The following is a 24,492-nucleotide window of genomic DNA, read 5'->3' as shown; positions in this document are numbered from 1 at the left end:
TGATGAATTTTTAGTTATGTGTTAATTTATGCTCACAACCATTCATGCCGAACACAGAAAGTGTTCATTTTTGAACAAACCATGCCGGGCGGTGAAAGTTATGGCCATCTCGATGAGAAAAGAGATCGATTCCCTGGGCCCTCTTAACATTCCTTCTTATGCTTATTACGGAATCCGAACGATGCGTGCGCATTTGAGCTTTCCGAGCGTTTCGCTCCCGCTGCACAAAGAATTGATCGTCACTCTAGCCCAGGTTAAGAAAGCGGCCGCGGTTGCCAACATTCGCATGGGCAAGCTGCCCCGGAAGCTCGGCGGCGTCATGGTGTTGGCGACGGACGAGGTCATTCGAGGCCTTCATACGCAGAACTTTATTCTCGATTCCTTGCATGGAGGCTCCAGCGAAGCCTTCAACGCCAACATGAACGAGGTCATCGCGAATCGCGCGCTGGAATTGCTTCTCGAGAACAAGGGGGATTACAGGCTCTGCAGCCCGCAGGAGCATGTCAATCTGTCTCAGTCCGCCGAGTGTACCGTATCGCTTGCGATTCGAGTCGCCTTGCATCGGCAAGTCGCGCATTTGGCGCGGGAGCTCGAGAAGCTGAAAGCGAGATTCTCCCGCTTGGAGCGAAGGTCGATTCTCTCCGAAGAGAAACGTCTTTACGCCGGCGTCGTCCGGAATCTGCGCGCCCATCGCGATCGGCTTCAAGCGCCGGTCGATAGGCTGCTTGGCGTTCGGGTTATGCCGGTTTTCCTGGAGGATTATCTGGACGATGCCTTCCTCCCGCGAATGTTCTCTCTTTTGTCCGAGTCCCTGCAGCTGGATCTTCGTCTAATCCGCGAACCTGCGGAAGCGGCGGATGACGGAATTTTGCCGGAGCTCTCCGCCTCTCTGAGCAAGCTATCCTCCGCTCTAGCAAAGCTGTGCACCAAGCTGCTGCGGGCGCCGCTTGCAAAGGACGGCGAAACGATGCCCGAACGGCTGGAAACTCTGAGGCAGGTCGCTTTGCAATTGGCCGGCAATCATCGGATCGTGGCGACGGCATCCCTTCTTCCCGCGGGGACTCCCCAAGCCAGTCCTTACGTGGCGAATACCCTGTTGCAATCCGTCACCCTGCTCGAGCATGCCCTATTCTGCCTAGGTGGAATCGTCACCATGCTGGAAGCGGCAGCCGAAGAAAAATCTTGACCGCGGCAGCCCGGACCGACGACTAACGCTAGCCTCTTCGTGCCTTTAAGTACGGAGAGGTTAGCGTTTTATGGATTCATTATTCAGCGTATTCGGGTGAAGGAACGATTGCTCCGCCTCAGCCTCTTCTCGACTTGGATTGTATCCCTTCCTGCTTCATGGTACATTGTAGGCATTAGACAAAGGCTTGTACCAAGCCCGATAGCGAGGGCAGCTTATGTTCAATAATGAACCATTCCCCATACATATCCTGACTGAAGACCAGTCCGCCCCTTCGACGGTGCGAGACATCCTCTCGAGGCTGCAGGCCGGCGAGACCGAAGTCCTTGTCCGCTTAGACGACTCTCGGGCAATCCTGTTCTGCGCGGAGGATATCGGGATTCTCGGGAAGCTTCCTCCGGAAGCCGTCTCCGCATCCTTAGAAGAAATGCGCAGCTTGCTGTCTCCGATTCTTCCTTATTCGGACAGCGTCGAAGCATTGGCTCCAGATTTGATGCGCTTGCCGCCCGACCTTCACAGACCGATCGTCTTCGGTCGCAAGGACGGCTCGATCGCCGGTTACGGCAGACTCGCGGAGTTGCTCGCTTTCGCCCTTAGGCAGCGCCAGCGAATGGAGACGTACTTCGCGACTCTGGTGGAAACCGTGACCGACGCGGTTACCGTCGTCGACGAGACCGGATGCGTCATCTGCTGGAACGACGTCGCCGTGGAGACTTACGACATTCCGAAGGAGAGCATTCTCGGACGCCGGATCGGCGAGCACTTCAATCCCGATGAGCTCATGGTGCTTCGGACGCTCGACGAGGGACGGAGGGTACGCAACACGTACCATCGCCCCCGCCCCGGCTACCACGTGCTGATCAATGCATCCCCGATCTTCGACGACGGCCGAATCGTCGGAGGAATCGCGACCGAGCAGGATATTACCCAGCTCGTGCGGCTGAACGACGAGCTTATGTCCGCCCGGACGATCCTCGAAGAGCAGTCGCCTCGGGAAGATCCGTTTACTTTCATAAAGGGCAAAGGCAAGCTAATCGACAATGCGATTCAACTCGGCAGGAAGGTCGCGGACGCCGAAATCCCGCTCTTGCTTCTAGGGGAAGCCGGAGTGGGCAAGCATCAGTTGGCTTTGGCCATTCACCAGGCGAGCGCGCGAGCGAAGCAGCCCTTCCTGACGGTTCATTGCGGCTCGATCCCGGCTAGCGTCGTGGAAACCGAGCTATTCGGCTTTCAGGGCGGCACCTTCTCCGGCACCCGGGAGGGCAGTCCGGGCAAGCTGGAGCAAGCCGACGGCGGAACGGTGTTCCTGAGCGATATCGAGCATCTGCCTCAAGACGTCCAAGCCAAGCTGCTTCTGTTCCTGCAGAAGCAAACGTTCTCTCGCGTCGGCGGGAGCGAGGCGCTCTCGGCGAGAACCCGGATTATTGCCGGAACGAACAAGGATCTCGGCAAGCTGGTCGAGGCACAGCTTTTCCGCTCCGATCTGTACTACGCGCTGAGCGCCATTTCGATTGCGCTGCCCGCCTTGCGGGACCGCAAAGAGGATCTTCCGATTCTCGTCCAATCGTTCGCCCGCCAGTACGCGCTCCAATATCAGAAGCCGATTCCGCAGATCGACCCGGACGTCATGCTCGCGTTCGCGAACTACGACTGGCCGGGCAATATCAACGAGCTGATGAGCATCGTCGAGCGCTGCCTCATCCTGTGCGAAGAAGAGCGGATTACGATGGAGCAGCTTCCTCCGCACCTGCAGAAGGAGCAGCCGAAGGTGATCGTGCCCGCTAACGAGCCAAGCACGGCCTTCGGCGGGATGAGAATCCTGAAGCCGAAGAACACGGAGGATGAGGAGAGGGCGCTGATCGAAGAAGCGCTGATTCGAGCGATGGGCAACAAAAGCTCGGCCGCGAAGCTGCTCGGCATCTCGCGAGGCACGCTATACAACAAGCTCAGGGAGTTTAATCTTGACTATTAAGTCGCTAGCAACAGAAGAGGCGGCGAAAGGAGAAATCCCTTCGCCGCCTTGTTGCGTTGCACGGTTTTCCCGTGCTTCTAACACGTTCCGGGGCCTTCGCGTGCTCCCTTGTGCGGGTTTTCCGCACATCTCCCTCGTCCCGAGGCCTTCGTGGGCTCCGTTGTGCGGTTTTTCCGCACATCTCCCTCGTCCCGAAGCCTTCGCGGGCTCCGTTGTGCGGGTTTTCCGGACATCTCCCCCGCCCCAAGACATTCGCGGGCTCCGTTGTGCGGGTTTTCCGCACATCTCCCCCGCCCCAAGACCTTCGCGGGCTCCGTTGTGCGGGTTTCCGCACATCTCCCCCGTTCCGAGGCTTTACAGGCTTGTACGCTCAACTCACCCGGAACCGGGTATGGCTGCAGCCCTCGGCGGACTTCTTGACCTCGAGCACGGCCGGGATCGCCTGCTTCAGCTCCTGCACGTGCGAGATGATTCCGATGAGGCGGCCGGTCTGCTGCAGCTCGATCAGCGTGTCGATCGCTTTGTTCAGAGAGTCCTCGTCCAGCGAGCCGAAGCCTTCGTCGATGAACATCGTCTCGAGCGAGATGCCGCCCTCGTAAGTCTGGATCACGTCCGCCATCCCGAGCGCGAGGCAGAGCGAGGCGTTGAACTTCTCGCCGCCCGACAGCGTCTTCACGTCTCGGTATTGGCCCGTGTAGTTGTCGAACACGTCGAGGCCGAGTCCGCTCTGCTTGCCGTGTTTCTCGCGCCGGTCGCTTCTCGCCAGGTAGAACTGTCCGCCGGAGATCGTCTGCAGCCGGAGGTTCGCGGCTTGGAGAATGCGGTCCAGGAACTCGACCAGCAAATACCGCTCGAAAGAAATCTTGAATTTGTTCTCTCCGCGAACGACGTCGTAAAGATCCTTTACCAGCTGGTACTCCTTCTCGGCATTTCGGTAGACTCTCTCGGCCTGGATGATTTTCTCCTTGCCGCCCAGCGCTTTGTCGTAGCCGTCCTGAGCCTGCGCGAGCGACTGGCGGGTATGCTCCAGCTGCTGCTCCTGCTTCTCGTTCTCTTCCCTTAGCGCGGCCAAGTCGGCACGCCCCTTATCCTGAAGCCGAGCTTCGAGCTCTTCCACCTGCTTGCGAACCGTCGCCAGCTCGGCATCGAACCGCTCGATCTCCCGCTTGATCCGCTCGCGCTCCGGATCCGACAGCTTCGCCTGCCGGTAAGCCTCCTCCGACTCGAAGCCCGCCGCGCTCAGCTCGGACCGGAACTCGGCGCTTAATTGCTCCGAGCGAGCTCTCGCTTCGGCCAGCTGCGCCTCCGCGCCCGTCAAGCTCGCCGCGGCGGCCGCCTGCCGCTCCCTCGCCTGCTGGAACTGCTCTTGAGCCGCCCGCCAAGCCGTATCCAGCCTCGTTTTCTCGGCTGTCGCCTCCGTCAGCCTCCGCTCGAGCGTCTCCAAGGAACGAATCTCCTCCGGCACGCTGCTTAACGCCTGCTCATAAAGCGCCTTCTCCGTGACGGAGGAAGTCCGGGCGTTCTGATAGGCCTCCGTTTTCACCTCTCTCTCCCGAAGCTCGGCCTCCAGCGCCTGCTCCGTCTTCTCAAGCTGCTGCTTAAGCTCCCCTGCCGCGGTCTGGTCCGCCCGCATTCGCGTCACTTCGGCGCTCAGGCTTTTGCCCGCTTCGACCAGCTGAACATAGTCCCGCTCCATGTCGGAGTAACCCAGCGAGCGGGCTTCCAGCTCCTTCGCGCGCAGCTGCGCCTCCAGATGCTCCCGCTTCGCCTTGGCCGCCAGATAACCCGATTCCAGCTCCGCCCGGCGGCTTCGCTGCGCCTCCAGCGTCTCGCGCGTCGGCGCGTCCTCGGCCGCGAGCGCCTTCCTGGGGTGCTCGGCGCTGCCGCAGACGGGGCATGGCTGCCCGTCGTGCAGATGCTCGGCCAGCCGGGCGGCCTGCCCCTCCAGCCAAGCCGCCTCGAGCCGGGAATACTCCCGGGCCGCGGCGTCGAACAGCTCCTGCTGGGAACGCTCTTCCGTTCCTGCTTTAGCTAGCTCCTTCGAGAGCTGAAGGCTCTCTTGCAGCACCTTCGCGTCCGAGCGCATTTGCTCCAGCTTCTCGCCCTTCTCCGGAAGAGCAAGAAAGCGTTCTTCCAAGGCGCGAATCCGCTCCGCCAGTCCCTTCTTCTCCTCCTGCCGGGCGGCCGCCTTGGCCTCGATCGCCTTCAGCTCCTCTTGCGCGCGCTGGGCCGTCGCGTTCAAGCGCTCCGCTTGAGCGCGCTTCGCGTCCAGCTCGCGCACGACGGGAAGATCCCGGTTCAGCCGCTCCAGCTCCCGAACGAGCTGCTCCCGGCGATCGCCCCTGCTCTCCTCGAGGCGGTATGCCTCCTCCATTCGGCGGTAATCTTCTTCCGCGCGCTTATGGGCTTCGTTCGCCTCCCGAAGCTGCCGTTCCTTCGCCATAACCTCTGCCTGCGCGCCCGCGACATGCTTCTCTTGAACTTGGAGCGGCAGCGTCTTCTCGGCCAGAGCCAGACGTTCCCGTTGCCCCGCGAACTCCGGAACCTGCCCCTCCAAGCTCGTGAGCCCGCTGCGCTTCGCGTCCAGCTCGTCGAATTGCGCATTCAGCGCCGCAGCCTGATGAAGCTTCTCCACCCGTTCCTTCTGGCGCTTCGTCTCTTCCTCCAGCTTGGCCTTGCGCGAGAGCTTCTCTTCCTCATAGTACCGAATCTCGCTGTCGAGAGCCTCAAGCACCTGGAACGCGTTGTAATGCTCCTCGTCCAGCACCCGGCGAAGCTCGGAGCCTTCCCGCTCCGCGAGAGCGAGCCGCAGATTCACTATCTGCATGTCCAAGTCGCGCTTGGCGAGCTCGCAGGCGGCTTGAACCCCTCTGCGCTTCTCGTTCAGATATTCGGCGACGTACTTGAAGAGGTGCGTTCGGAAAATCCGCCGCAGGATCTCCTCTTTATTTTCCGTATCCGAAGTGAGCAGCTTGCGGAACTCCCCCTGGGGAAGCATGACGATCTGGCTGAACTGGTCCTTCGTGAGCCCGATCAGGCTCTGCATCCGTTCGTTGATCTGTCGCACCATGTACCGGTCGACCATCATCGTTTCCTTGCCGCCGGTCGTCTCCACGAACTCGTACTTTTCCCCCGTCGCGTTCTTGTTGCCCTGCTTCACGTGGGACAGCTGCCGGAGAATCCGGTACGTGCGCTTCTTCAGCTCGAATTCGAACTCGACCGAGGTGTGCGTATCGTCCGGCGCGAACTGGCTGCGCAAATTCCGGGAATCGCTGCGGTCCTCCCCGCTCGCTTCTCCGTACAGGGCGAAGCAGATCGCGTCGAAAATCGAGGTTTTGCCCGAGCCGGTGTTGCCGGATACGAGGAAAAGGCGGTGTCCGTTCAGTTCGGAGAAATCGATCGTCTCCTTGTCTTTATACGGCCCGAACGCCGTCATCGTCAGCTTGATGGGCTTCATGACGCTCCCCCTCCTCTCGATCGATCTCGCGCAGCACCTGCAGGAACAGCTGCTCCGTCTCCTCGGACACGTCCGCGCCTTTGGCGTCTTTGTAGAACGAGCGAAACAGCGACAGCATGTCCATGCCCGCCTTGCCGCCCCCCTCCGCCTGCTCCGCCGAGCCGCTTAAGTGCTGCAGGACCGAATTCTGCCCGACGTGCATCGCGTTCGGATAAACGGCTCTCACGCGCTCCATCGGAGAAAGCACGGGCAGCTCGTCCAAAAGCCGGACGTAAATATAGTCGTCGCTGCGTTCTTGCCGTTCGATTTCCTCTATGTACCCTTCAACCGTCCGCATGTCGCGCAGGGGCGCCAGCGGCTTTTTGGTAAACGTTGCCTTGCCGTCCTTGTCCAGCTCCACGATCAGGTACCCCTTGTCGTGCTTTTCTTCCGAGATCGAGTACTTGAGGGGCGACCCCGAATATCGAACCGTCTCGACTCCGACGTGATGCGCTTGATGCAGGTGCCCCAGCGCCGTGTAGTCGAAGCAGCCGAAGTGCGCCGAGCTCACGTGCTCCGCTCCCCCGATCGCCAGCGGGCGCTCCGAATCGCTCGTGTTCGGCTCCGCTCCCCCGCCCTTCGTCACGAAGGCATGTCCGATGAACACGTTCCTCGCTCCAGGGGACATCCGCGGCTTGATCCGCTCGACGACCGCGCGCATCGCATCGTCATAGGAGCTTATGTCCTCCTGCTGGAGCGCGTGGCGAACTGTCGCCGGATCGGCGAACGGCACCAGATAGAAATGAACGGGGCCGAACTCGTCGCGGAGCACGACCGGCTCGAAAGCGCAATCGAACTCTCCGCACATATGCAAGCCCGCCGACTTCATGATGTCGCTGCCGAAGTTAAGCCGGCTCGGGCTGTCGTGGTTGCCGGATACGGCAAGCACCGGCGTTCGCAAATCGACGACGACCGTTTTCAGAATTCGATTCAGCAATTGGACCGCCTCGGTAGGAGGCACGGCGCGGTCGTACAGATCGCCGGCGATGATAACCGCATCCGGCTTCTCCGTCTCGATGTCCCGCAGCAGCTGCTCGAGAACGTACGCCTGATCCTCCGTCATGTAGACGTTCTGCACCAGCTTGCCCAAGTGCCAATCGGCCGTATGGAACAGCTTCAATCGATCCACCTCTTCTCTATGATCTCGAATCTTTCTTTTTATCTTCGCAGTTGCAACACGCCTCGGGGAGCTTCAAGCCATCCCCTTCGTAAAGCTCGGGATCCAGCTCGTCCAGCACGAAATACCGGTCGCAGCCTTTGCAATGGAGGAAAACCGGCTTCTTCGAGCGGATCGTCAAAGCTTCGAATCGTTCGCGCTTCAGCTTGTCCCAATCCTCGTCGGTTAAGCTGTCTCGAAGCATAAGGGATTTAATCGTATGGCGAATCTCCTCTCGCACCTTGCGGTAATCGACGCTCTCCCATTGCTTAAGAAACGGAATATATTTGGGATCGCCCGTGCAGACGATTTTGTATAGAAACAGGAAGATCATTCCCCTGTTTCTGTCTTTGAGGTATTCCATGCTCATCGGAACGACGCCGTTCTCCAGCCATTGGTCCCACTCCCTCAGAAACTCTTCGGCACGCCGTTCTCTCTCGATAACCCATCCCAGCGGAGTAAAAACAATCGTAGGAAGCTTGCCGTTCATCTCGATCTCCAAGTAGCCGGAATGCAGCGTTCGATCGACTTTCTCCATAATCTCATCCAAGGAAACATCGCTGTAGAAGCCGTAAGACGGGTTGCGATCCAAGCCCAGCTCCAACAGCTTCTTCTCTTTGGAACCTTTTAATATTCGGGATAATAGAGTACGGCCGCCTTCGGCTATAATGTCGTCCGCCGCCCTCAGAATGGCCCGGATCTCCCGTTCCGTCATTGGCGGGACACGAGTTTTTTTGCTCATCGCCAAATCGACTCCCAACCCATTGAATTTCCTTTCAACCGATCGCATCCTGACCCTATTATAGCAAGGTTGGGTCTAAATCGTCCTCGTGCAAAAAAATGGCTTCGCCCCAAGCCCGATTTCCGGGCCGGAGCGAAGCCATACCGGCAACGCGTTACTTCTTCTCGACCTGCAGCAGAGTCACCTTCTGGACGGTAAACGTGTTCTTGACCGAATCCTCCGAGATGACGTTCAGCTTGATCAAGCTTCCGATCTTCGATGGATCCGGCTTCGAGAGCAAGCGCCACACCTGCGGATCCGGCAGCGCCTCGTACAGCTTGTTGCCGTCGAATTCCTTGCGTTCCTGCTGGACGAGCTTCGCCTGATAGCCTCCGGCCTCGAGCTCGCTCAGCTCCCGTTCGGAGCAGTAAGTCAAGATAGACGTCCTCAGCTCCGCCAACTCCTGCTCGATCTCCTTGCTTTTTTGCTTCAGCTGATAATAGCGCTTCAAGATCTTGTCCATGCCGCTGCCTCACTCTCCTCGTATTCCATGTGTATGTGCAGCTCTCGAAAATAAACCAAAAAGACGAGGAAACGCGAGCGTTCGGAGCGGCAACGTCCGTTACATGATCCGGGGGGATAAGGCACTGTCTGGCTCAACCGAAACCGTAACATGATCCGAGGGGATAAGGCACTGTCTGCCGCGATCCCAAACTGCAACATGATCCGAGGGGATAAGGCACTGTCTGCCGCGATCCCAAACCGTAACATGATCCGAGGGGATAAGACACTGTCTGCCGCGATCCCAAACCGTAACATGATCCGAGGGGATAAGACACTGTTTGACGCAACCGAAACCGTTAACATGATCCGAAGGGATAAGACACTGTTTGACGCAACCCGGAAACATACCCTTTTCCCCCAAGCTGGTTGACAAGAAATAACTCGATCGCTATACTAGCTGTAATTTCTTCATATTACGGCGATGATGGAGACCAGTAGCGGCGTTGTCCCTGTTCCAGAAAGTCAGGGGTCGATGCGACCTGACACACACAGCGGCTGCGAAATACGCCTCCGGAGCGCTTGGGTAACCCCAAGCGGAAGAAGCGAACGATACCTCGCTTAAAGCGGCACGAGCGGCTCCGATGAGCTGTTGGTGCAATCTGGGTGGTACCGCGGTTAAACAATCGTCCCTACGTCTACGATTAGACGAGGGGCGTTTTTTTATTTTCTAAGAAGAGGGGCTGTATCCATTGAACATTATCGACGAACTCGAGTGGCGCGACGCCATCAACCAGCAATCGGACGCGGAGGGGCTTCGCGAGCTGACGAACAAGAAAGCCGTATCGCTATACTGCGGCGTAGACCCGACCGGCGACAGCATGCACGTCGGCCACCTCATCCCGTTCATCGTGCTGAAGAGATTCCAATTGGCCGGCCATCGACCGGTCATCCTGATCGGCGGGGCGACCGGAACGATCGGCGATCCGAGCGGCCGCGCGTCCGAGCGCACGCTGCAGACGATGGAGCAGGTTCAAGCGAACGTGGACGCGCTCACCGCGCAGATGAAGAAGCTGTTCGTCACCGACAACGACGCGAGCCAAGTGCGCATGGTCAACAACTACGATTGGACGCATAAGATCAACGTCATCGACTTCCTGCGCGATTACGGCAAGAACTTCAGCATCAACACGATGCTGGCGAAGGACGTCGTCTCAAGCCGTCTCGAGAGCGGTATCAGCTTCACGGAGTTCTCCTACCAGATCCTGCAATCGCTCGACTTCCTGCACCTGTACCGGAACGAGGACGTTCAGCTGCAAATCGGCGGCTCCGACCAATGGGGCAACATCACGAGCGGCCTCGACCTGATCCGCAAGAAGGAAGGTCCGGAAGCCGAAGCTTTCGCCCTGACGATCCCGCTGATGCTGAAGGCGGACGGCACCAAGTTCGGCAAGACGGCCGGCGGCGCCGTCTGGCTCGATCCGAACAAGACGACCCCTTACGAGTTCTACCAGTTCTGGGCGAACACCGACGACCGCGACGTCGTGAAATACCTGAAGTACTTCACCTTCCTGAGCAAGGAAGAGATCGAAGCGCTGGCCGGGAAGGTCGAGACGGAGCCGCATAAGCGCGAAGCCCAGAAGGCGCTGGCCGAAGAGATGACCCGCTTCGTCCATGGAGAGGAAGCATTGGAGCAGGCTAAGAGAATTACGGCGGCGCTGTTCAGCGGAGACATCCGCTCCCTGACGGCGGACGAGATCGAGCAAGGCTTCAAGGAGATGCCGACGTTTACCGCGGGCAGAGAGCCGAAGAATATCGTGGAATGGCTCGTCGACGTGGGCATCGTGCCGTCGAAACGCCAGGCTCGCGAGGATCTGGCCGCCGGCGCGATCTACCTGAACGGCGACCGCGTGACGGACCTCGAGCTCGAGGTGACGGAGGAGCACGCGATCGGCGGGCGCTTCATCATCATCCGCAAGGGCAAAAAGAAATACAGCCTCGTCAAGCTCGGTTAAGCTTGGAAACGCCCGGGTTAATAGGGCTCGGAGCTATTCGGAAGGCAGCCTGTCCCTAGCGACGGACTGCCTTTCTTTTTTTTCGTTTCTCCCATCGCATAACCATGACAAAAATCGGGCGGAAGCTTATAATAACGAAAGCATGTTTTTGGAGCTTTAGGTTATGATGAGGTGTGACCATCTTGACTTATATCGTTTATGATCTGGAAATGACCGTACGCCGCAAAAAAGGCCAAGTAGCCGAAATCATAGAGATCGGGGCCGCCAAGGTTCAAGCGAAGGACGGGACCCCGACGATCGTCGATACTTTCCAGACGTTCGTAAGGCCGGTCGTCGTGCCGATCCTGACCGAGGACACGACCTCCTTCACGGGGATTCGGCAAGAGGACGTCGCCGGAGCGAACACGCTGGAGGGCGCCATTCGCAGCTTCGTGGAATGGATCGGCCCCGAGGAGTATTTTCTCTGCGCCTGGGGACCGGACGACCACCGCCAGCTCGTTCAGGAATGCCGCGAGCAGAAAGTGTCCACGGCATGGATTCTCAACCACAACAACCTGCAGAAGATGCTGTCCAAGACGTTTAAGCTGGAGAAGCATCAGCAGATGGGGTTAAAAAACGCGCTCGAGCTGTTGGAGATTCCGTTCGTCGGTTCCCATCATCGCGCGATGGACGATGCGGTCAACACCGCCCAAATTCTCGTGAAGCTGTTCGATCAACTGCAATTCCGCCGGAACAAGCTGTCGGACGAGTCTAAGCTGGAATCGGAGATCGTGTACAAGACCGAGCATTACGAGAACCTGCCCTTCGCCGCCCTGGCGAAGTTGTTTCCCGACGGCAAACAAACCTCCAAGCCCTGAAAAGGGTTTTGGAGGTTTCTTTTGGTTACCATAATATCGCCCCCGCCGCATTCGATATTCCCTGCTCCCCGTTCATTTTCATCCGTATAGGAGAATTTAGTGTAGAAAGATGTCGGTTTTCGACGTCTAATGATACGTTAGCCGCCAATCTCCCTGCCTATCCCATATAGCAAGTCTCTATAATAATATGTTAGAATTATTCTTAAAAATATCATCGTCTCTACACGAATGGAGGAACTCTCGTTATGCCCGCACCCAAAAAAATGCGATCCGATATGATCAAAAAAGGGTTTGACCGCGCTCCGCACCGCAGCTTGCTGCGCGCTGCCGGCGTGAAGGAAGAAGATTTCGGCAAGCCGTTCATCGCCGTCTGCAACTCCTACCTGGACATCGTTCCCGGACACGTCCACCTGCAGGAGTTCGGCAAGATCGTGAAGGAAGCCATCCGCGAGGCCGGCGGCGTTCCGTTCGAATTCAACACGATCGGCGTCGACGACGGCATCGCCATGGGTCACATCGGCATGCGTTATTCCCTCGCGAGCCGCGAGATCATCGCCGACTCCGTCGAGACGATGGTGAACGCCCACTGGTTCGACGGCATGGTCTGCATCCCGAACTGCGACAAGATCACTCCCGGAATGATGATGGCCGCCCTGCGCATCAACATCCCGACGATCTTCGTCAGCGGCGGCCCGATGAAGGCCGGCCGCACGAGCGACGGCCGCGCGATCTCGCTGACCTCCGTCTTCGAAGGCGTCGGCGCGTACATGACCGGCAAGATCGACGAGAAGAGCCTGACCGAGCTCGAGCAATACGGCTGCCCGACCTGCGGCTCCTGCTCCGGCATGTTCACCGCGAACTCCATGAACTGTCTCGCCGAAGTTCTCGGCCTCGCCCTGCCGGGCAACGGAACGATCCTCGCGGTCGCTCCGGAACGCCGCGAATTCGTGAAGCAATCGGCCAAGCAGCTGATGGAGCTGATCAAGGCCGACATCAAGCCTCGCGACATCGTGACGAAGGATTCGATCGACAACGCGTTCGCGCTCGACATGGCGATGGGCGGATCGACGAACACCGTCCTCCATACGCTGGCGCTTGCTCACGAAGCGGACATCGAATATCCGATCGAGCGCATCAACGAAGTGGCTAAGCGCGTTCCTTACCTGTCCAAGCTCGCTCCGGCTTCCGACCACCACATCGAAGACCTGCACCTGGCAGGCGGCGTCAGCGCCATCATCAACGAGCTCTTCAAGAAGGAAGGCGCGCTGAACGGCGACGTTCTGACCGTTTCCGGCAAGACGCTTCGCGAGAACGTCGCCGGCAGCGAGATCAAGGATCACAGCGTCATCCGTCCTATCGACGATCCGCACTCGAAGGAAGGCGGACTGTCCGTTCTGTTCGGCAACCTGGCTCCGGGCGGTTCGATCATCAAGGTCGGCGCGGTCGACAAGTCCGTCGGCGGCTACCACCGCGGACCGGCGATCTGCTTCGACTCCCAGGACGAAGTGCTTCAAGGGCTTGCCGAAGGCAAGGTCAAGGAAGGCCACGTCGTCGTTATCCGCTACGAAGGACCGAAGGGCGGCCCCGGCATGCCGGAGATGCTCGCTCCTACGTCGCAGATCGTCGGCATGGGCCTCGGCACGAAGGTCGGCCTGATCACCGACGGCCGCTTCTCCGGCGCGTCCCGCGGGATCTCGATCGGCCACGTTTCCCCGGAAGCGGCCGAAGGCGGACCGATCGCCTTCGTCGAAGACGGCGACATGATCGAGCTGGACATGAACAACCGCACGATCACGCTCGAAGTGAGCGACGAAGAGCTGGAGCGCCGCCGCGCCAACTGGAAGGGCTTCGAGCCGAAGATCAAGCGCGGCTACCTCGCCCGCTACTCGGCGATGGTGACGAACGCCTCCAAGGGCGGCGTCATGAAGCTGTAAGACAATTCCTCCATCATAAACAAACGGCTGTCCCTCCGAGGGACAGCCGTTTGTTTTGACAATACATGCTATTATTCCTTCGCCGCCAAGCCGGGCCGCTTCGAGCGATAAGCCTCGCTGATCTCGGCGGACTTCTCGCCGCTCTCCCAAGAGAGCGCCCGTTCTCGAGCCATGGCGATAATGCGTGGCTCGATCGTGTCCCTGTGCTTGCGTACTCTTCCTCCGCCTTCAGGATGGATGATACTCATCAGCAGTTTTAAGTACCACTGTGTCATTATGGAGAAAAGACCCTTCGGCAGGTCGAATGTCTCGAAGCCTAGCCCCTCCGCGCCCCGATTGATCATGGATACTCCATAAAGCGCCTTAATGCTCTCGTCCTTGTCGATCCTCTTGATCTCTTTGGCCATGTCGGGCAAAGCGCGCTGAACCTCTCGAATGACCCGAATCGCGATGTGGACGGAGGACTTCGCATTCATGCCAACCTCATACATCTTCTCGTTATCGAAGTGCATCTCCAGTACCTTATCCCCGCGCTTCAGTACGGATCCATTATCGAATCTGAGCTCTTTACCAGAATAACGGACAATTCGGTAATGCATGAAATCGCCGTCCCCGATCGGCTTCACCCGGAAGATTACATGGAACAACTTCTCCCACTGCATCCAGAGCCAAACGACGAGCCTCTTCATCGGCCCGGGCTTGGGCACGCTTCGTCCGTTCCGCCCCTCTTGCTTGCCGCCCGCGGCCCGGCGCTCCTTCTCGTCCGCCTTGATCGTCTCCGTAATCTCGATCAGCTCCCCAACTCCGACATAGCGCAGGCCCATCCGGTCTCCGTCGTCCAGAATGCGGCTCAGCGCGGCGAGCATCATCTCGGGCGCCCGCTCGTCCGCACCGAACGTCGTTCCGCAGTCGTGCAGAACGTATACCTCTCCGGGAGCAAGCTGCTTTCTCATTCGGCGATACAGCTTCTCTTCGCCGGTCTTTACCTTCCAATCGCCGAACATCCCCGACCAGAGCACGATTTGATAGTGGCGCAGCTGGGCGAAGTCGAACAGGTTCAGAATGCCCCATGGCGGCCTGTAAAACATCGGGCGGCGGCCCGTTATCTCGTAAAGGATATCCGACGTGCGCTGCACCTGCCGCTTCACCGTGCGCGGGCTCATGATCCAATTGCTGCGGTGCACGTAATTGTGGATGCCGATCGAATGCCCTTCGTCGTACATGCGCTTGATGATCTCCGGATGCTTCTCCGCCTTGGCGCCTACGACGAAGAAGGTTGCCTTGGCGTTATGCCGCTTCAGCAGGTCGAGCAATCGGGGCGTATACTCGGGATTGGGCCCGTCGTCGAACGTAATGGCGATTTCTTGCCCCGCTTGCCCCCGGCGAAACACCCGAAACCCGAATACGCGGCTGATCAACCCCGGAATAAAGTCGTATAAGGTCAAAAAAGAAAAAAGCCACCAAACGATTCTGTCCATCTCAACTCACCATTTCACCCATCTGTGGAATTATCTTATCTGTTCGTCTCTTATTTTATCATAGGGCGCCGAAATAGACAGGCCGGGGAGAATTCTTTTTTTCGATCGTGTACAATGGGAGTTAGATCGGGCACGTATATTTCGGCAAGGGTGGTTGGAATCGGATGTTGTCCTTGTATCAAAAGTATTGGAGAACCGCCTTCGACATCGCGGTCCTGGCGGTGACCGTATGGCTAGTCATGTTTATTTTCAGCTATTTGTACCATATCGCCACTCCCGTGTTTCTTTCGTTCGTCGTCTTTTTCTGCATCGAACCGCTCGCCAAGAGGCTTCACCGGATCGGAATCCGCAAGGCCATCGCCTCGGGGATCAGCGTTCTCCTGTTCGTCCTGGTTCTTCTGGGCGCTCTCGCCGGGCTCGGCTTTATCTTCTACTCGCAGATCGAACAATTGAGCGCGAAGCTGCCTCAGTATCAGGACGAGATTACCGCGCAAATCGATTATCTCACCCATGAGCTTCAAGAGCATTCGGACAGGCTTCCGCCGGACATCACCGAGAAAGCGAACGAAGCGATCGAGTGGGTCACGCAAAAAGGCACCGATCTCGCGGTCGATTTCTTGAATTGGCTCGTGTCGTTCGTCACTTCGTTCTCCTCGTTTCTCGTTAATTTCGGCATCGCGATCATCCTGGCGTACTTCCTGAGCGTGGAGATCGACAGCTGGCGCCGATTCGCCAAAGACCGCTTCCCCAAGACGCTGAAGAATTCCTCCGAGTTTCTGCGCGCCAACGTCTTTCGCGGAATCGGGGCTTATTTCTCCGCCCAGGCGAAGCTGATCTCGATTACCTTCATCGTCATCTTTATCGCGCTGCTCCTGCTGAACGTGAACAACGCCTTCGCTATCTCGCTGCTTGCCGGCGTGTTCGACGTGCTCCCGCTGCTCGGGGTAAGCACGCTGTTCATCCCTTGGATCATCTACCTTCTCATCGTCGGCAAAACCGTGCTGGCCATCTGGCTTGCGGTTCTGCTGATCGTCGTCACGCTCACGCGGCAGTTCCTGGAGCCTCGGATCACGGGTCAAACCGTCGGCGTCTCCGCCTTTACGATGCTGGCCTTCATGATGGTGAGCTTATCCTTCTTCGGCGTTATCGGCCTGATCCTTGCGCCGGTGCTGATGATTCTGCTTAAAGCCCTGTACGATCAAGGGTACCTGCAGCGATGGATCCGGCTTCCCCGCGAGGAGTTCGACGTCTCGCCGCTTGCTCCCCAGCAGGCAACCGCCGCCGGCGGCGAAGAAGCCGCCTTCCCGGCCCAGCCTTCCGCCGAGCGCAAGAAGCTCTGGCGGCGCTCGAAGAAGCCGCCTAAGCCGTAACGTTAGCAACCCCTTCCTCTTATTTTCCGGAGGAAGGGGTTTTCTTTGCCGGCGGCTCAAGCAGCCGTTCCATGATTTCGCCGAACAGCTCGGAAGCCCGGTTGCGGGACCCGGCCCGCTGGTTCTCGATCAGCACGGCGACCGCGTACCGGGCTTGGCCCTCCGCGGGTCCGTAGCCGATGAACCAGTGATCGTTGTGCGACGATTTCGCTCCTCCCAGCTCCGCGGTTCCCGACTTCCCCGCCAGCGGCCGCTTTGCGTCGCCAAGCGTATGCTCCGCCGTGCCCTCCAGCACGACGGAACGCATGGCATGCCGGAGGATCGAAGCCGTCTTCGGTTGGATGGCTCCGTACGCGGACGGGGACGCCTGTGAAGGCAGCTTGGTGAGCACGTCGCCGTCCGCGTATCGAAGCTCGCTCACGATGCGAGGCGCCAGCACGCGCCCTTGGTGAAGCAGGGTGACCGCCAGGTTCGCCGCCTGAAGCGGCGTCACGCGGACGTCGCGCTGTCCGATTCCCGTCCCGGTTCGGACACCGCCGTCCTTCCCGGCGTCGACGCTCTCGAACACCGTTCCCGCCTGCTCCTCCTGCAGGAGACGAAGCGGTCCCCCGTTCAAGAAATCGTCCGCGTGCCAACCCACCTGCCTCCCGATGCCCAGACGGTCGGCGGTCTTCTGCAGGGCCGCGGGATGAAGGCGCTCCGCAAGCGCCGCGAATACGACGTTGCACGACTCGGCGTACGCCTCCTCCAGCGTAATCACTCCATGGCCTTTCTCTCGCCAGCACTTCAGGCCATATCGTCCGTAATGGCCTTGGCAGCGGAACCGTTCCGACAGGTCGGTTACGCCCGCCTCAAGCGCCGCGGCCAGCGTCACGGTCTTGAAGATCGAGCCCGGCGGAACGGCGATAAGGGCGTGATTGCTCTCGTCGGTGCCCTCCAATCCGATATGATTCGGGTCGTAGGAGGGGTAGGACAGCATGGCGAGCACGTCGGCATTGTCCGCATCCAGCACGACGACCGCTCCCTGCTTGATCCCATGCTTCTCCATAACCGTCTGGGCCGCTTCTTGAATACGCGAATCGATCGTCGTTCGGACCTGAAGCGGATAATGGAGATTATCCGGCCCGTGAATTCGCAGCCCCAGTCCCTTTAGGGGCCTTCTGGCCGCATCGGTCACGACGATCGCTTCCGTTCTCCCGACTCCCTGGATCCAGCGGTCCAGGCTCAGCTCCAGCCCCGCCCCGCCGATCGAATCCGATAGCCGCAGCTTGCGCTTGGTTAACGCTTCGCCGTAAAGCGACCTCATTCTCTCCGGGTTCTGCGAGACGTAGCCGATCGCATGAAGGGCCGATAGCGCGGTTTGCGCCGGATACCGGTTGCGATAAGGAAGCACGACGACGCCGGCAAGCCGTAGCTTGCCGATCTCCTTCGCTTGCTCGTCTGTCAGGGCGTAAGCGCGTTTGCCGTCCGCGGCTCGCCACACGTCCGCGGCTCGCAGCCCGTTCATCCAAGCCTCGAGCTTCCCCTTGTCCTGCTTAAGAATGGCGGCGAGCCGTTCGACCGACGGCTCCGTTCCTCTCGGCATCCCGCCGGCGGGATAAACCGCCAGCGCCTTGACCGTCTCCCCGGTCAAGGACGCCCCCGTCCGATCCAGGAACAGAGCCCTTCCCGTATCCAGCTCCAGGCTGTCCGACCGTTGAAGCGCGGCGCTCCGTTCCAGTGTCGGAACGGAGTGCTGCCGCCCGGCTCGCAACTGTATCCAAGCCATTCGGAGTTCGATCGTGCCGAAAGCGATAGCAAACACAAGAAGAACCTGAACGAGCCGCGCCGAAATTCGCCTATCCACGGGAAGCCCTCTTTTCCGCTAGTCTTAGTGGATAGTATTGCCAGCTTATTCCCCTCTTAGGCGGGCGTTCGAATCGGACCGTTCCGCAGTCCGGCATATTGAAAAAAACGGGCGACTCCGGTAGAATGCTATAGGCTATTCCGCCAATACATCAAGACATTCGAACTACTTAGACTAGGAATTCCGGGAAGGAACATCAAAAGTGAAATCCGCAACATCCTCCGCGCCGCGTCTCTCGCCGGCCATTCCGCTGATCATCGGGATGGTCGCGATCTCTTTCGCCCCTATCTTGGTCCGTTTCTCCGACGCTCCCGTATCCGTCCAAGGAATGTACCGCATGCTGTTCACCATCCTCGTCATGCTCCCGTTCGGAGCCAAACAGGCCGGCGCGGCACGCCGTATCTCCGGGAAGGATTGGCTGCTCCTTGGCTTGGCCGGCTTCTTCCTCGCTCTGCATTTCCTTCTCTGGATGGCCTCCTTGACCTATACGTCCATCGCGAGCTCGACCATCATTCTGTCGCTCGAGCCCGTGCTCGTCATGATCGGCGCTTATTTCGCGTTCAAGGAGCGATCGTCCCGCCGCGCGCTGCTCGGCATGCTGCTGGCGATTCTCGGCGTGGTCACCGTAGGTTCGGGGGATTCCGGGGGATCCGGCGACGCGCTTCTCGGAGACCTGCTTAGCTTCCTGGGTACCCTGGCTATCGTCGCGAACATGCTGATCGCCAAGAGGTTGATGTCGCGCATCCCCTCATACTTGTACAGCTTGATCGCGTTCGCGATCACGTTCCTGTGCTTCGCCCTTTATAATCTGGCGACGGGGACGCCCATGTTCGATTATCCGGCCCGAGAATGGCTGCTGTTCGTCCTCCTGGCCGTCGTTCCCACGGTGCTGGGGCATATGATCTTCAACTGGCTGCTTCAGCATGTCAAAGCGACGACGATCTCGATGACCGTGCTCGCCGAGCCCGTCGGAGCTTCGATTCTCGGCATTTTCCTCTTCGGGGAATATCTCGGAGCGGCGCAGCTGGCCGGCGGAGCCTGCGTGATCGTCGGCCTCATCCTGTACATGAGATCGGAGCAGAATGGAGCGGCCCAGGAAACGCCGGAAGCGTTAGCCGGTTGAATCCGTTTCCGCCGCCGGAAGAAAGACCGTAAACGAGGTGCCGATGCCTAGTTGGCTGCGCACCTCTATGTATCCATTGTGATTGCACCGTACGATGTTGTTCGTCACCATTAAACCTAAGCCCGTTCCGTTCTCCTTGGTCGTGTAGAAGGCCTCTCCGATACGTTGGAGCTGAGGTTCCGGTATGCCCGGGCCCTGATCCGAGACTTGAATGGCCGCCATGCGATCCCGGAGAAAAGTTCTAACGACGATAGTTCCTTTGTTGTCCATCGCTTCGATGGCGTTTTTGATGAGATTGATCAGCACCTGCTTGATCTGGGATTCCACGCAATGGACGGTCAACGGCTCGCTGTCGTTAAACGCGACCAGCTGGATGCTCTTCTCCAACGCTTGCGGCTCCATCAACACGACGGTCTGCTCGACGATTTTCCGAACGTCTTTATTCTCGTACAGCGTGCTTTCCGGCTTGGCGAAGGTCAGAAGCTCTTGAACGATCCCCTCGATGCGATCGAATTCGCCGTTCATGATTCCTATGTATTGGTCGTTCACGGTTGACGAATGGGCGATAAGCCGCAAGAAGCCCTTCAAGACCGTAAGGGGATTTTTGATCTCATGGGCGATTCCGGAGACGAGCTGGCCGACCGATGTCATTTTCTCCCATCCCATCAGAAGCTCGTTCGTTTTATCCTTCTCGGTCATGTCCCGGAAGGTAAGGACGCAGCCGATATGCACTCCCTTCTCGATCATGGGGTTAACGGAATATTCCACCGGAAAACAAGCCCCGTCTTTGCGCCAAAATATATCCCGGCTAACGGTCAATCTATGGCCGCCGGCGAGAGCGTGATTGATGGGACAATGCTGCAGCGGAACCCGCTCTCCGTTCATGTTCGTATGGTGAATGAGATCATGGATGCGTTTATCTTTAAAATCATCCATGGAATATCCCGTTAGTTTCTCGGCCGCGGCATTCCAGAAAATAACGTTGCCCCTCAGATCGACCCCGTAAATCGCTTGATCGACCGAATTCAGAATGAGTTGATTCATATGATGAAGGCGCTGGACTTCATCCTGCAAACCAGGGGTGCCTAAGCGGATATCCATCTGTGTGTCTCTCACCTCTTTTTTTAGTCTTATGAAGGAATAAAGGGCTTTTCGCCGACTCGTAGGTTCCGGCGAAAAGCCCTTTGCAATAAAGACTGGAATTACGCCACCGTAAACCGGGACAGCGAATCCTTCAGCTCCTTGGATACTTGCTCCAAGCGGTTCGACAGCTCGACAAGGCCTTCGCTGACGTTAAGCTGCTCGTTGCTGAGAGAAGCGACCTGCTCCGATGTCGCCGAGGCTTGCTGCGCGACCGCGCTCACGTTCGTCATGGCGAGCGACAGCGTCGACTGGGCGCCCTCGAGGTGGTTGATCGATTCGGTCGCGGAGTCCAGCTTCTGCACGAACCCGCTCATCTGGTACTGCACGTTCTGGAAAATCTGGTTCGCGTCGCGCACCGCTTCGATCTGGGCTTGGAAGAGCGGGTACGCGTCCGAGAGAACGTGCACCGTCTCGTCGATCTCGCTCTGGATCGACTGGACGACTTCGCCGACCACTCCGATGGAATGTCTCGATTGGTCCGCCAGCTTGCGGATTTCGTCGGCGACGACCATGAAGCCTTTGCCCGCCGCTCCTGCCCGGGCGGCCTCGATCGTCGCGTTCAAGGACAGGATGTTCGTCTGCTTCGTCAGGTTGCCCAGCACTTCGAGAATTTTGCGGATCGATCCCGTGCTGTCCTTGAGCTTGTCGACCTTCTCGACCATCGATCGGGTCATCTCTTCGGTCTGGCTCGTCTTCTCCATCAACGCGGCCATATAATCCGTACCCTTGCGGCTCGCCTCTTCGACTTCCGAAGCGGATTGGCCCATCTCGGTGTTCGCCGCGATAACGGACTGCACCTGCTCGCCTATCGAGCTGGTCATCTCGCTTCCGCGCTCGGATTCGACGGCCAGGTTCGTCGCGCCCGAAGCGATCTCTTCGGTCGCGACCGCGATCTCCTTCGCGGAGCCGGCCGTCTTATGCGACGCGTCCGACAGCGAGGCCGAGGTCGCCAGCACTTCCGCGGCGGAGGACGTCGTCTGCATGACGAGTCCCGTGATCTGCTCCATCATGCGGTTGAAGCTGTCCGCCACTTGCCCGATCTCGTCCGAGCGCTTGATGCGGGAGCGAACCGTCAGGTTGCCGCGTTCCCCTTCGTTCATGAGCGTGCGGATTTGACCGAGCGGACGCCCGATATTCCACACGATCAGGATTCCGATTCCCGCCGCGATCAGAGCGGACACGATGCTCATGACGATCGTCAGCGTCTTGATGGCGCCCGCCGATTCCACCAGCGTGCTCACCGGAATGTTGCCGACGACCTTCCAGCCGGCCGTGCCCGTTATCGCCGCTACGGACAAAGTCGACTTGCCGTCGGCTTTGATCTTGGAAGAGCCGCTCTCGCCCGGCAGATCGTATTTATACGGCTGCCCGAGCTCCTCCGGATTCGGCGAAATGACGTTCGTGCCGTCTTCCGCCACTATGTACGCTTGGCTTCCTTCGCCGAACTTCACGGTGCTCAGCACCGATTGCAGCGTTTCGAGATTGATCTCCAGAACGAGCAGGTACGGCGTCTTGCCGCTGCCCACGTTCAGAAGCGCCCGGCCTACCGCGATCGTCTGGACGCTTTGGTTGCCCGAGATGCCGCCCGTCATCGTCGGCACCCACACGACCTTGCCCGAGGCTTCGAGCATCTTCTGGGCGAACGCCGGAGCTTCCTCGGAGATGTCGGGCATGCCGCCGGAAGAGGAGGTTCCGATCACGTCCATCCCCGGAGTCGTCGGAAGAAGGTAGATCCCCGTCAGCATATTGTCGGACAGCATGATCGAGCTCAGCTTCGTCGAGATCGTCCGCTGGCTGTCGAATTTCTCGTAATCGTCCGACGTCGTCAAGGTCGTGCTGATAAGGGAAAGAAATTCCTGGTCGGAGAGAAACTCCATCGTCTTGCGTTCGTAGTTGCTGAGCAGCAGGTCGATCCGCCCCGCCGTCTGCGAGGCCGTCTCCAGGCTGGCTTCGGAAATCTTAGACTCGATAATCGACTTCGACTTATTGTAAGAGAAGATTCCTAGCGAAACGACGCACACCAGAATCCCGCAGAAAATAAGGATGAACAGCTTCATGCCTACCGAGCGAACAGGGTTCGACAACTTCGTCTCTTTGAGCTGCCCTTTCACGCTTCGCGCAAGACCGCCGACGGTCTCCGATCCTTTCTTCCAGTTCACGGCATTCATTCGCTCGCGCCATGTTGTTTTTTTCATCTGATGCAACCCCTCCGGCTCAATGTGACGAATAGAAGCAGAAAAAAAGACTTGTCAAATATTCCCCCAATAAAGATACAATCTTTGCCTTGTTCTGACAATGATTATTCTTCATCGACTGGAAAATTCGACAAGTCCGTTTGGATATCCTGTTCGTTTAGGGTTCAATTTGTTTTTTTAGAGCATTTTACAAAAGTCGTTGGAACATTTTACATAATACGTTTTCTCATCAGATCCAACCGTTCGACGGGATGGTCCGTGCGAAGCTTGATCGCCTGCAGCGGGTGCCTCGCCGCGTCGAGCGGATTGCCTTGCTCGTCCGTCAGCTCTCCGAGCTTCTGCTTGAAGCTTCGGCCGCCCGGACCGAAGAATTCGACCTCCATTCCGGGACGGAACGGACTTCTCTGCTGAACGGTCGCGATTCCGGTACTCTCGTCGTAATCGAGCACGAGGGCGGCGAAATCGTACGGCGCCGGCTTCTCTTCCGCTTCGTAAATATGCTCTTCCGCTCCCGGGGTCGAATAGAAGAACCCGGTGTTCAGCGGCCGGTTCGCCGCCTTGCCGATCTCCTCTACCCAGGCGGGGTTCAGCTCGTAGCGCTGCGGATCGGCCATATAGCTGTCGATCGCCTGGCGGTAGGCATTGACCACGGAGGCGACATAGTGAATGCTCTTCATTCTGCCTTCGATCTTAAAGCTGTCCACTCCGGCTTCGATAAGATCCGGGACGTGCTTGATCATGCACAGATCCTTGCTGCCCATCGTGAACGGATTGTCTCCTTCTTCCATGACGGAGACTCCGCCTTCGTGAAGATCGTACTTCCAGCGGCAGGATTGGCAGCAGCCGCCGCGGTTCGAATCCCGGTCCGTAAAGTGGTTGGAGAGCACGCACCGACCGGAGACCGAGGAGCACATCGCTCCGTGGATGAATACCTCGAGCTCGATGTCGACGCGTTCCTTCATCTCCCGGATCTCTTCCATGGAAGTCTCACGGGCCAGGACGACCCGCGGCAGCCCCTCCTGCTTCCAATAGTCGACGGCTTGCCAGTTCATCGTCGACTGCTGGGTGCTCAGGTGGACTTCCAGTCCCGGAGCAACGCGCATCGCCGTCTCGACGATGATCGGATCCGCCGCGATGATCGCCGAGATCCCGACCTCCTCCAGCCGTCGCAAATACTCCTCGATGCCCTCGAGGTCCTCCTGGTGCGCGTAAATGTTCGTCGCGACGAACACCTTCGCCCCGTACCGGGCGGCGAACTCGACTCCCTCGCGCATCTCCTCGAAGCTGAAGTTGTCGGCATTCGAGCGAAGCCCGTATTTCTGCCCGCCGATATAGACGGCATCCGCCCCGTAGTGGACGGCGATCTTCAGCTTCTCCAGGCTGCCCGCCGGAGCGAGCAGCTCCGGCTTGTCCAGCCGGTATCGTTTGCCCTTGCCGCCGTTAGCCGTTCTCTCTATCGTGCCGTTCATGGTTCTCTCCTCCTTTGTCGCCGAATGCGA

General features: G+C 58.6%; 16 protein-coding genes and 1 other annotated feature. Of the genes, 7 read left to right on the top strand and 9 right to left on the bottom strand.

The window, feature by feature from the left end:
- Nucleotides 1-100: 100 nt before the first annotated feature.
- Both H7B67_RS18595 and H7B67_RS18590 read left to right on the top strand, forming a co-directional pair.
- The gene (locus tag H7B67_RS18595) at nt 101-1,186 is read left to right on the top strand and encodes a lyase family protein (protein WP_185121364.1); all 1,086 of its coding nucleotides are present in this window, start codon (nt 101-103) and stop codon (nt 1,184-1,186) included.
- 217 nt (nt 1,187-1,403) lie between these two features.
- On the top strand, nt 1,404-3,158 hold the full coding sequence (locus H7B67_RS18590) for a sigma-54 interaction domain-containing protein (RefSeq protein WP_185121363.1): 1,755 nt from the start codon (nt 1,404-1,406) through the stop codon (nt 3,156-3,158).
- Nucleotides 3,159-3,528: 370 nt separating this feature from the next.
- Here the strand turns inward: H7B67_RS18590 and H7B67_RS18585 are convergent, their stop codons facing one another.
- The 4 genes from H7B67_RS18585 to H7B67_RS18570 all read right to left on the bottom strand — a co-directional run bounded on the left by H7B67_RS18585 (nt 3,529) and on the right by H7B67_RS18570 (nt 9,054).
- Entirely contained in the window at nt 3,529-6,615 is a 3,087-nt protein-coding gene (locus tag H7B67_RS18585) for an AAA family ATPase (protein ID WP_185121362.1), read from the bottom strand.
- A complete protein-coding gene (locus tag H7B67_RS18580; RefSeq protein ID WP_185121361.1) occupies nt 6,572-7,774 on the bottom strand; it encodes an exonuclease SbcCD subunit D in 1,203 nt (400 codons plus the stop codon). The genes H7B67_RS18585 and H7B67_RS18580 overlap by 44 nt, the downstream gene beginning before the upstream one ends.
- Before the next feature lie 16 nt (nt 7,775-7,790).
- Complete coding sequence (locus H7B67_RS18575; RefSeq protein WP_185121360.1) at nt 7,791-8,552, bottom strand: RQC-minor-1 family DNA-binding protein; 762 nt, start codon at nt 8,550-8,552, stop codon at nt 7,791-7,793.
- A gap of 154 nt (nt 8,553-8,706) precedes the next feature.
- Nucleotides 8,707-9,054, bottom strand: a complete 348-nt coding sequence (locus tag H7B67_RS18570) for a hypothetical protein (RefSeq protein WP_185121359.1) — start codon at nt 9,052-9,054, stop codon at nt 8,707-8,709.
- A gap of 453 nt (nt 9,055-9,507) precedes the next feature.
- Nucleotides 9,508-9,729 (top strand) — a binding site (T-box leader).
- Between the two features lie 55 nt (nt 9,730-9,784).
- On the opposite strand from H7B67_RS18570, the gene tyrS reads away from it, so the two are divergent.
- The 3 genes from tyrS to ilvD all read left to right on the top strand — a co-directional run bounded on the left by tyrS (nt 9,785) and on the right by ilvD (nt 13,838).
- Complete coding sequence (gene tyrS, locus H7B67_RS18565) at nt 9,785-11,047, top strand: tyrosine--tRNA ligase (RefSeq protein WP_185121358.1); 1,263 nt, start codon at nt 9,785-9,787, stop codon at nt 11,045-11,047.
- Between the two features lie 182 nt (nt 11,048-11,229).
- On the top strand, nt 11,230-11,904 hold the full coding sequence (locus H7B67_RS18560) for a 3'-5' exonuclease (protein ID WP_185121357.1): 675 nt from the start codon (nt 11,230-11,232) through the stop codon (nt 11,902-11,904).
- A 245-nt stretch (nt 11,905-12,149) separates the two neighbouring features.
- The gene (gene ilvD / locus H7B67_RS18555; RefSeq protein ID WP_185121356.1) at nt 12,150-13,838 is read left to right on the top strand and encodes a dihydroxy-acid dehydratase; all 1,689 of its coding nucleotides are present in this window, start codon (nt 12,150-12,152) and stop codon (nt 13,836-13,838) included.
- Nucleotides 13,839-13,909: 71 nt separating this feature from the next.
- Here the strand turns inward: ilvD and H7B67_RS18550 are convergent, their stop codons facing one another.
- Nucleotides 13,910-15,316: a polysaccharide deacetylase family protein gene (locus H7B67_RS18550; protein WP_185121355.1), complete on the bottom strand. Its 1,407-nt coding sequence runs from the start codon at nt 15,314-15,316 to the stop codon at nt 13,910-13,912.
- Nucleotides 15,317-15,480: 164 nt separating this feature from the next.
- Between H7B67_RS18550 and ytvI the strand changes: the two genes are divergently transcribed.
- Nucleotides 15,481-16,686: a sporulation integral membrane protein YtvI gene (gene ytvI / locus H7B67_RS18545; RefSeq protein ID WP_185121354.1), complete on the top strand. Its 1,206-nt coding sequence runs from the start codon at nt 15,481-15,483 to the stop codon at nt 16,684-16,686.
- Between the two features lie 19 nt (nt 16,687-16,705).
- Here ytvI and H7B67_RS18540 read toward each other — a convergent pair whose 3' ends face one another.
- Nucleotides 16,706-18,532, bottom strand: a complete 1,827-nt coding sequence (locus H7B67_RS18540; protein WP_185121353.1) for a penicillin-binding transpeptidase domain-containing protein — start codon at nt 18,530-18,532, stop codon at nt 16,706-16,708.
- A gap of 202 nt (nt 18,533-18,734) precedes the next feature.
- Here H7B67_RS18540 and H7B67_RS18535 point away from each other — a divergent pair, with 202 nt between their 5' ends.
- Complete coding sequence (locus H7B67_RS18535) at nt 18,735-19,655, top strand: DMT family transporter (RefSeq protein WP_342592471.1); 921 nt, start codon at nt 18,735-18,737, stop codon at nt 19,653-19,655.
- On the opposite strand, the gene H7B67_RS18530 is transcribed toward H7B67_RS18535, so the two are convergent.
- The 3 genes from H7B67_RS18530 to H7B67_RS18520 form a co-directional block, all read right to left on the bottom strand.
- Nucleotides 19,644-20,756, bottom strand: a complete 1,113-nt coding sequence (locus H7B67_RS18530; RefSeq protein ID WP_185121352.1) for a two-component system sensor histidine kinase NtrB — start codon at nt 20,754-20,756, stop codon at nt 19,644-19,646. The genes H7B67_RS18535 and H7B67_RS18530 overlap by 12 nt on opposite strands.
- Before the next feature lie 101 nt (nt 20,757-20,857).
- Nucleotides 20,858-22,993 carry a methyl-accepting chemotaxis protein gene (locus H7B67_RS18525; protein ID WP_245363479.1) on the bottom strand — a complete coding sequence of 712 codons (2,136 nt, stop codon included), beginning with the start codon at nt 22,991-22,993 and terminating at the stop codon, nt 20,858-20,860.
- Nucleotides 22,994-23,202: 209 nt separating this feature from the next.
- Complete coding sequence (locus tag H7B67_RS18520; protein WP_185121351.1) at nt 23,203-24,462, bottom strand: peptidase U32 family protein; 1,260 nt, start codon at nt 24,460-24,462, stop codon at nt 23,203-23,205.
- Between the last annotated feature and the right edge of the window lie 30 nt (nt 24,463-24,492).

It is taken from the genome of Cohnella thailandensis (genome assembly GCF_014212135.1).
Classification (GTDB): domain Bacteria; phylum Bacillota; class Bacilli; order Paenibacillales; family Paenibacillaceae; genus Cohnella; species Cohnella thailandensis.
The sequence above is the reverse complement of the archived record's forward strand: the minus strand, read 5'-3'. Positions and strand labels throughout refer to the sequence as shown.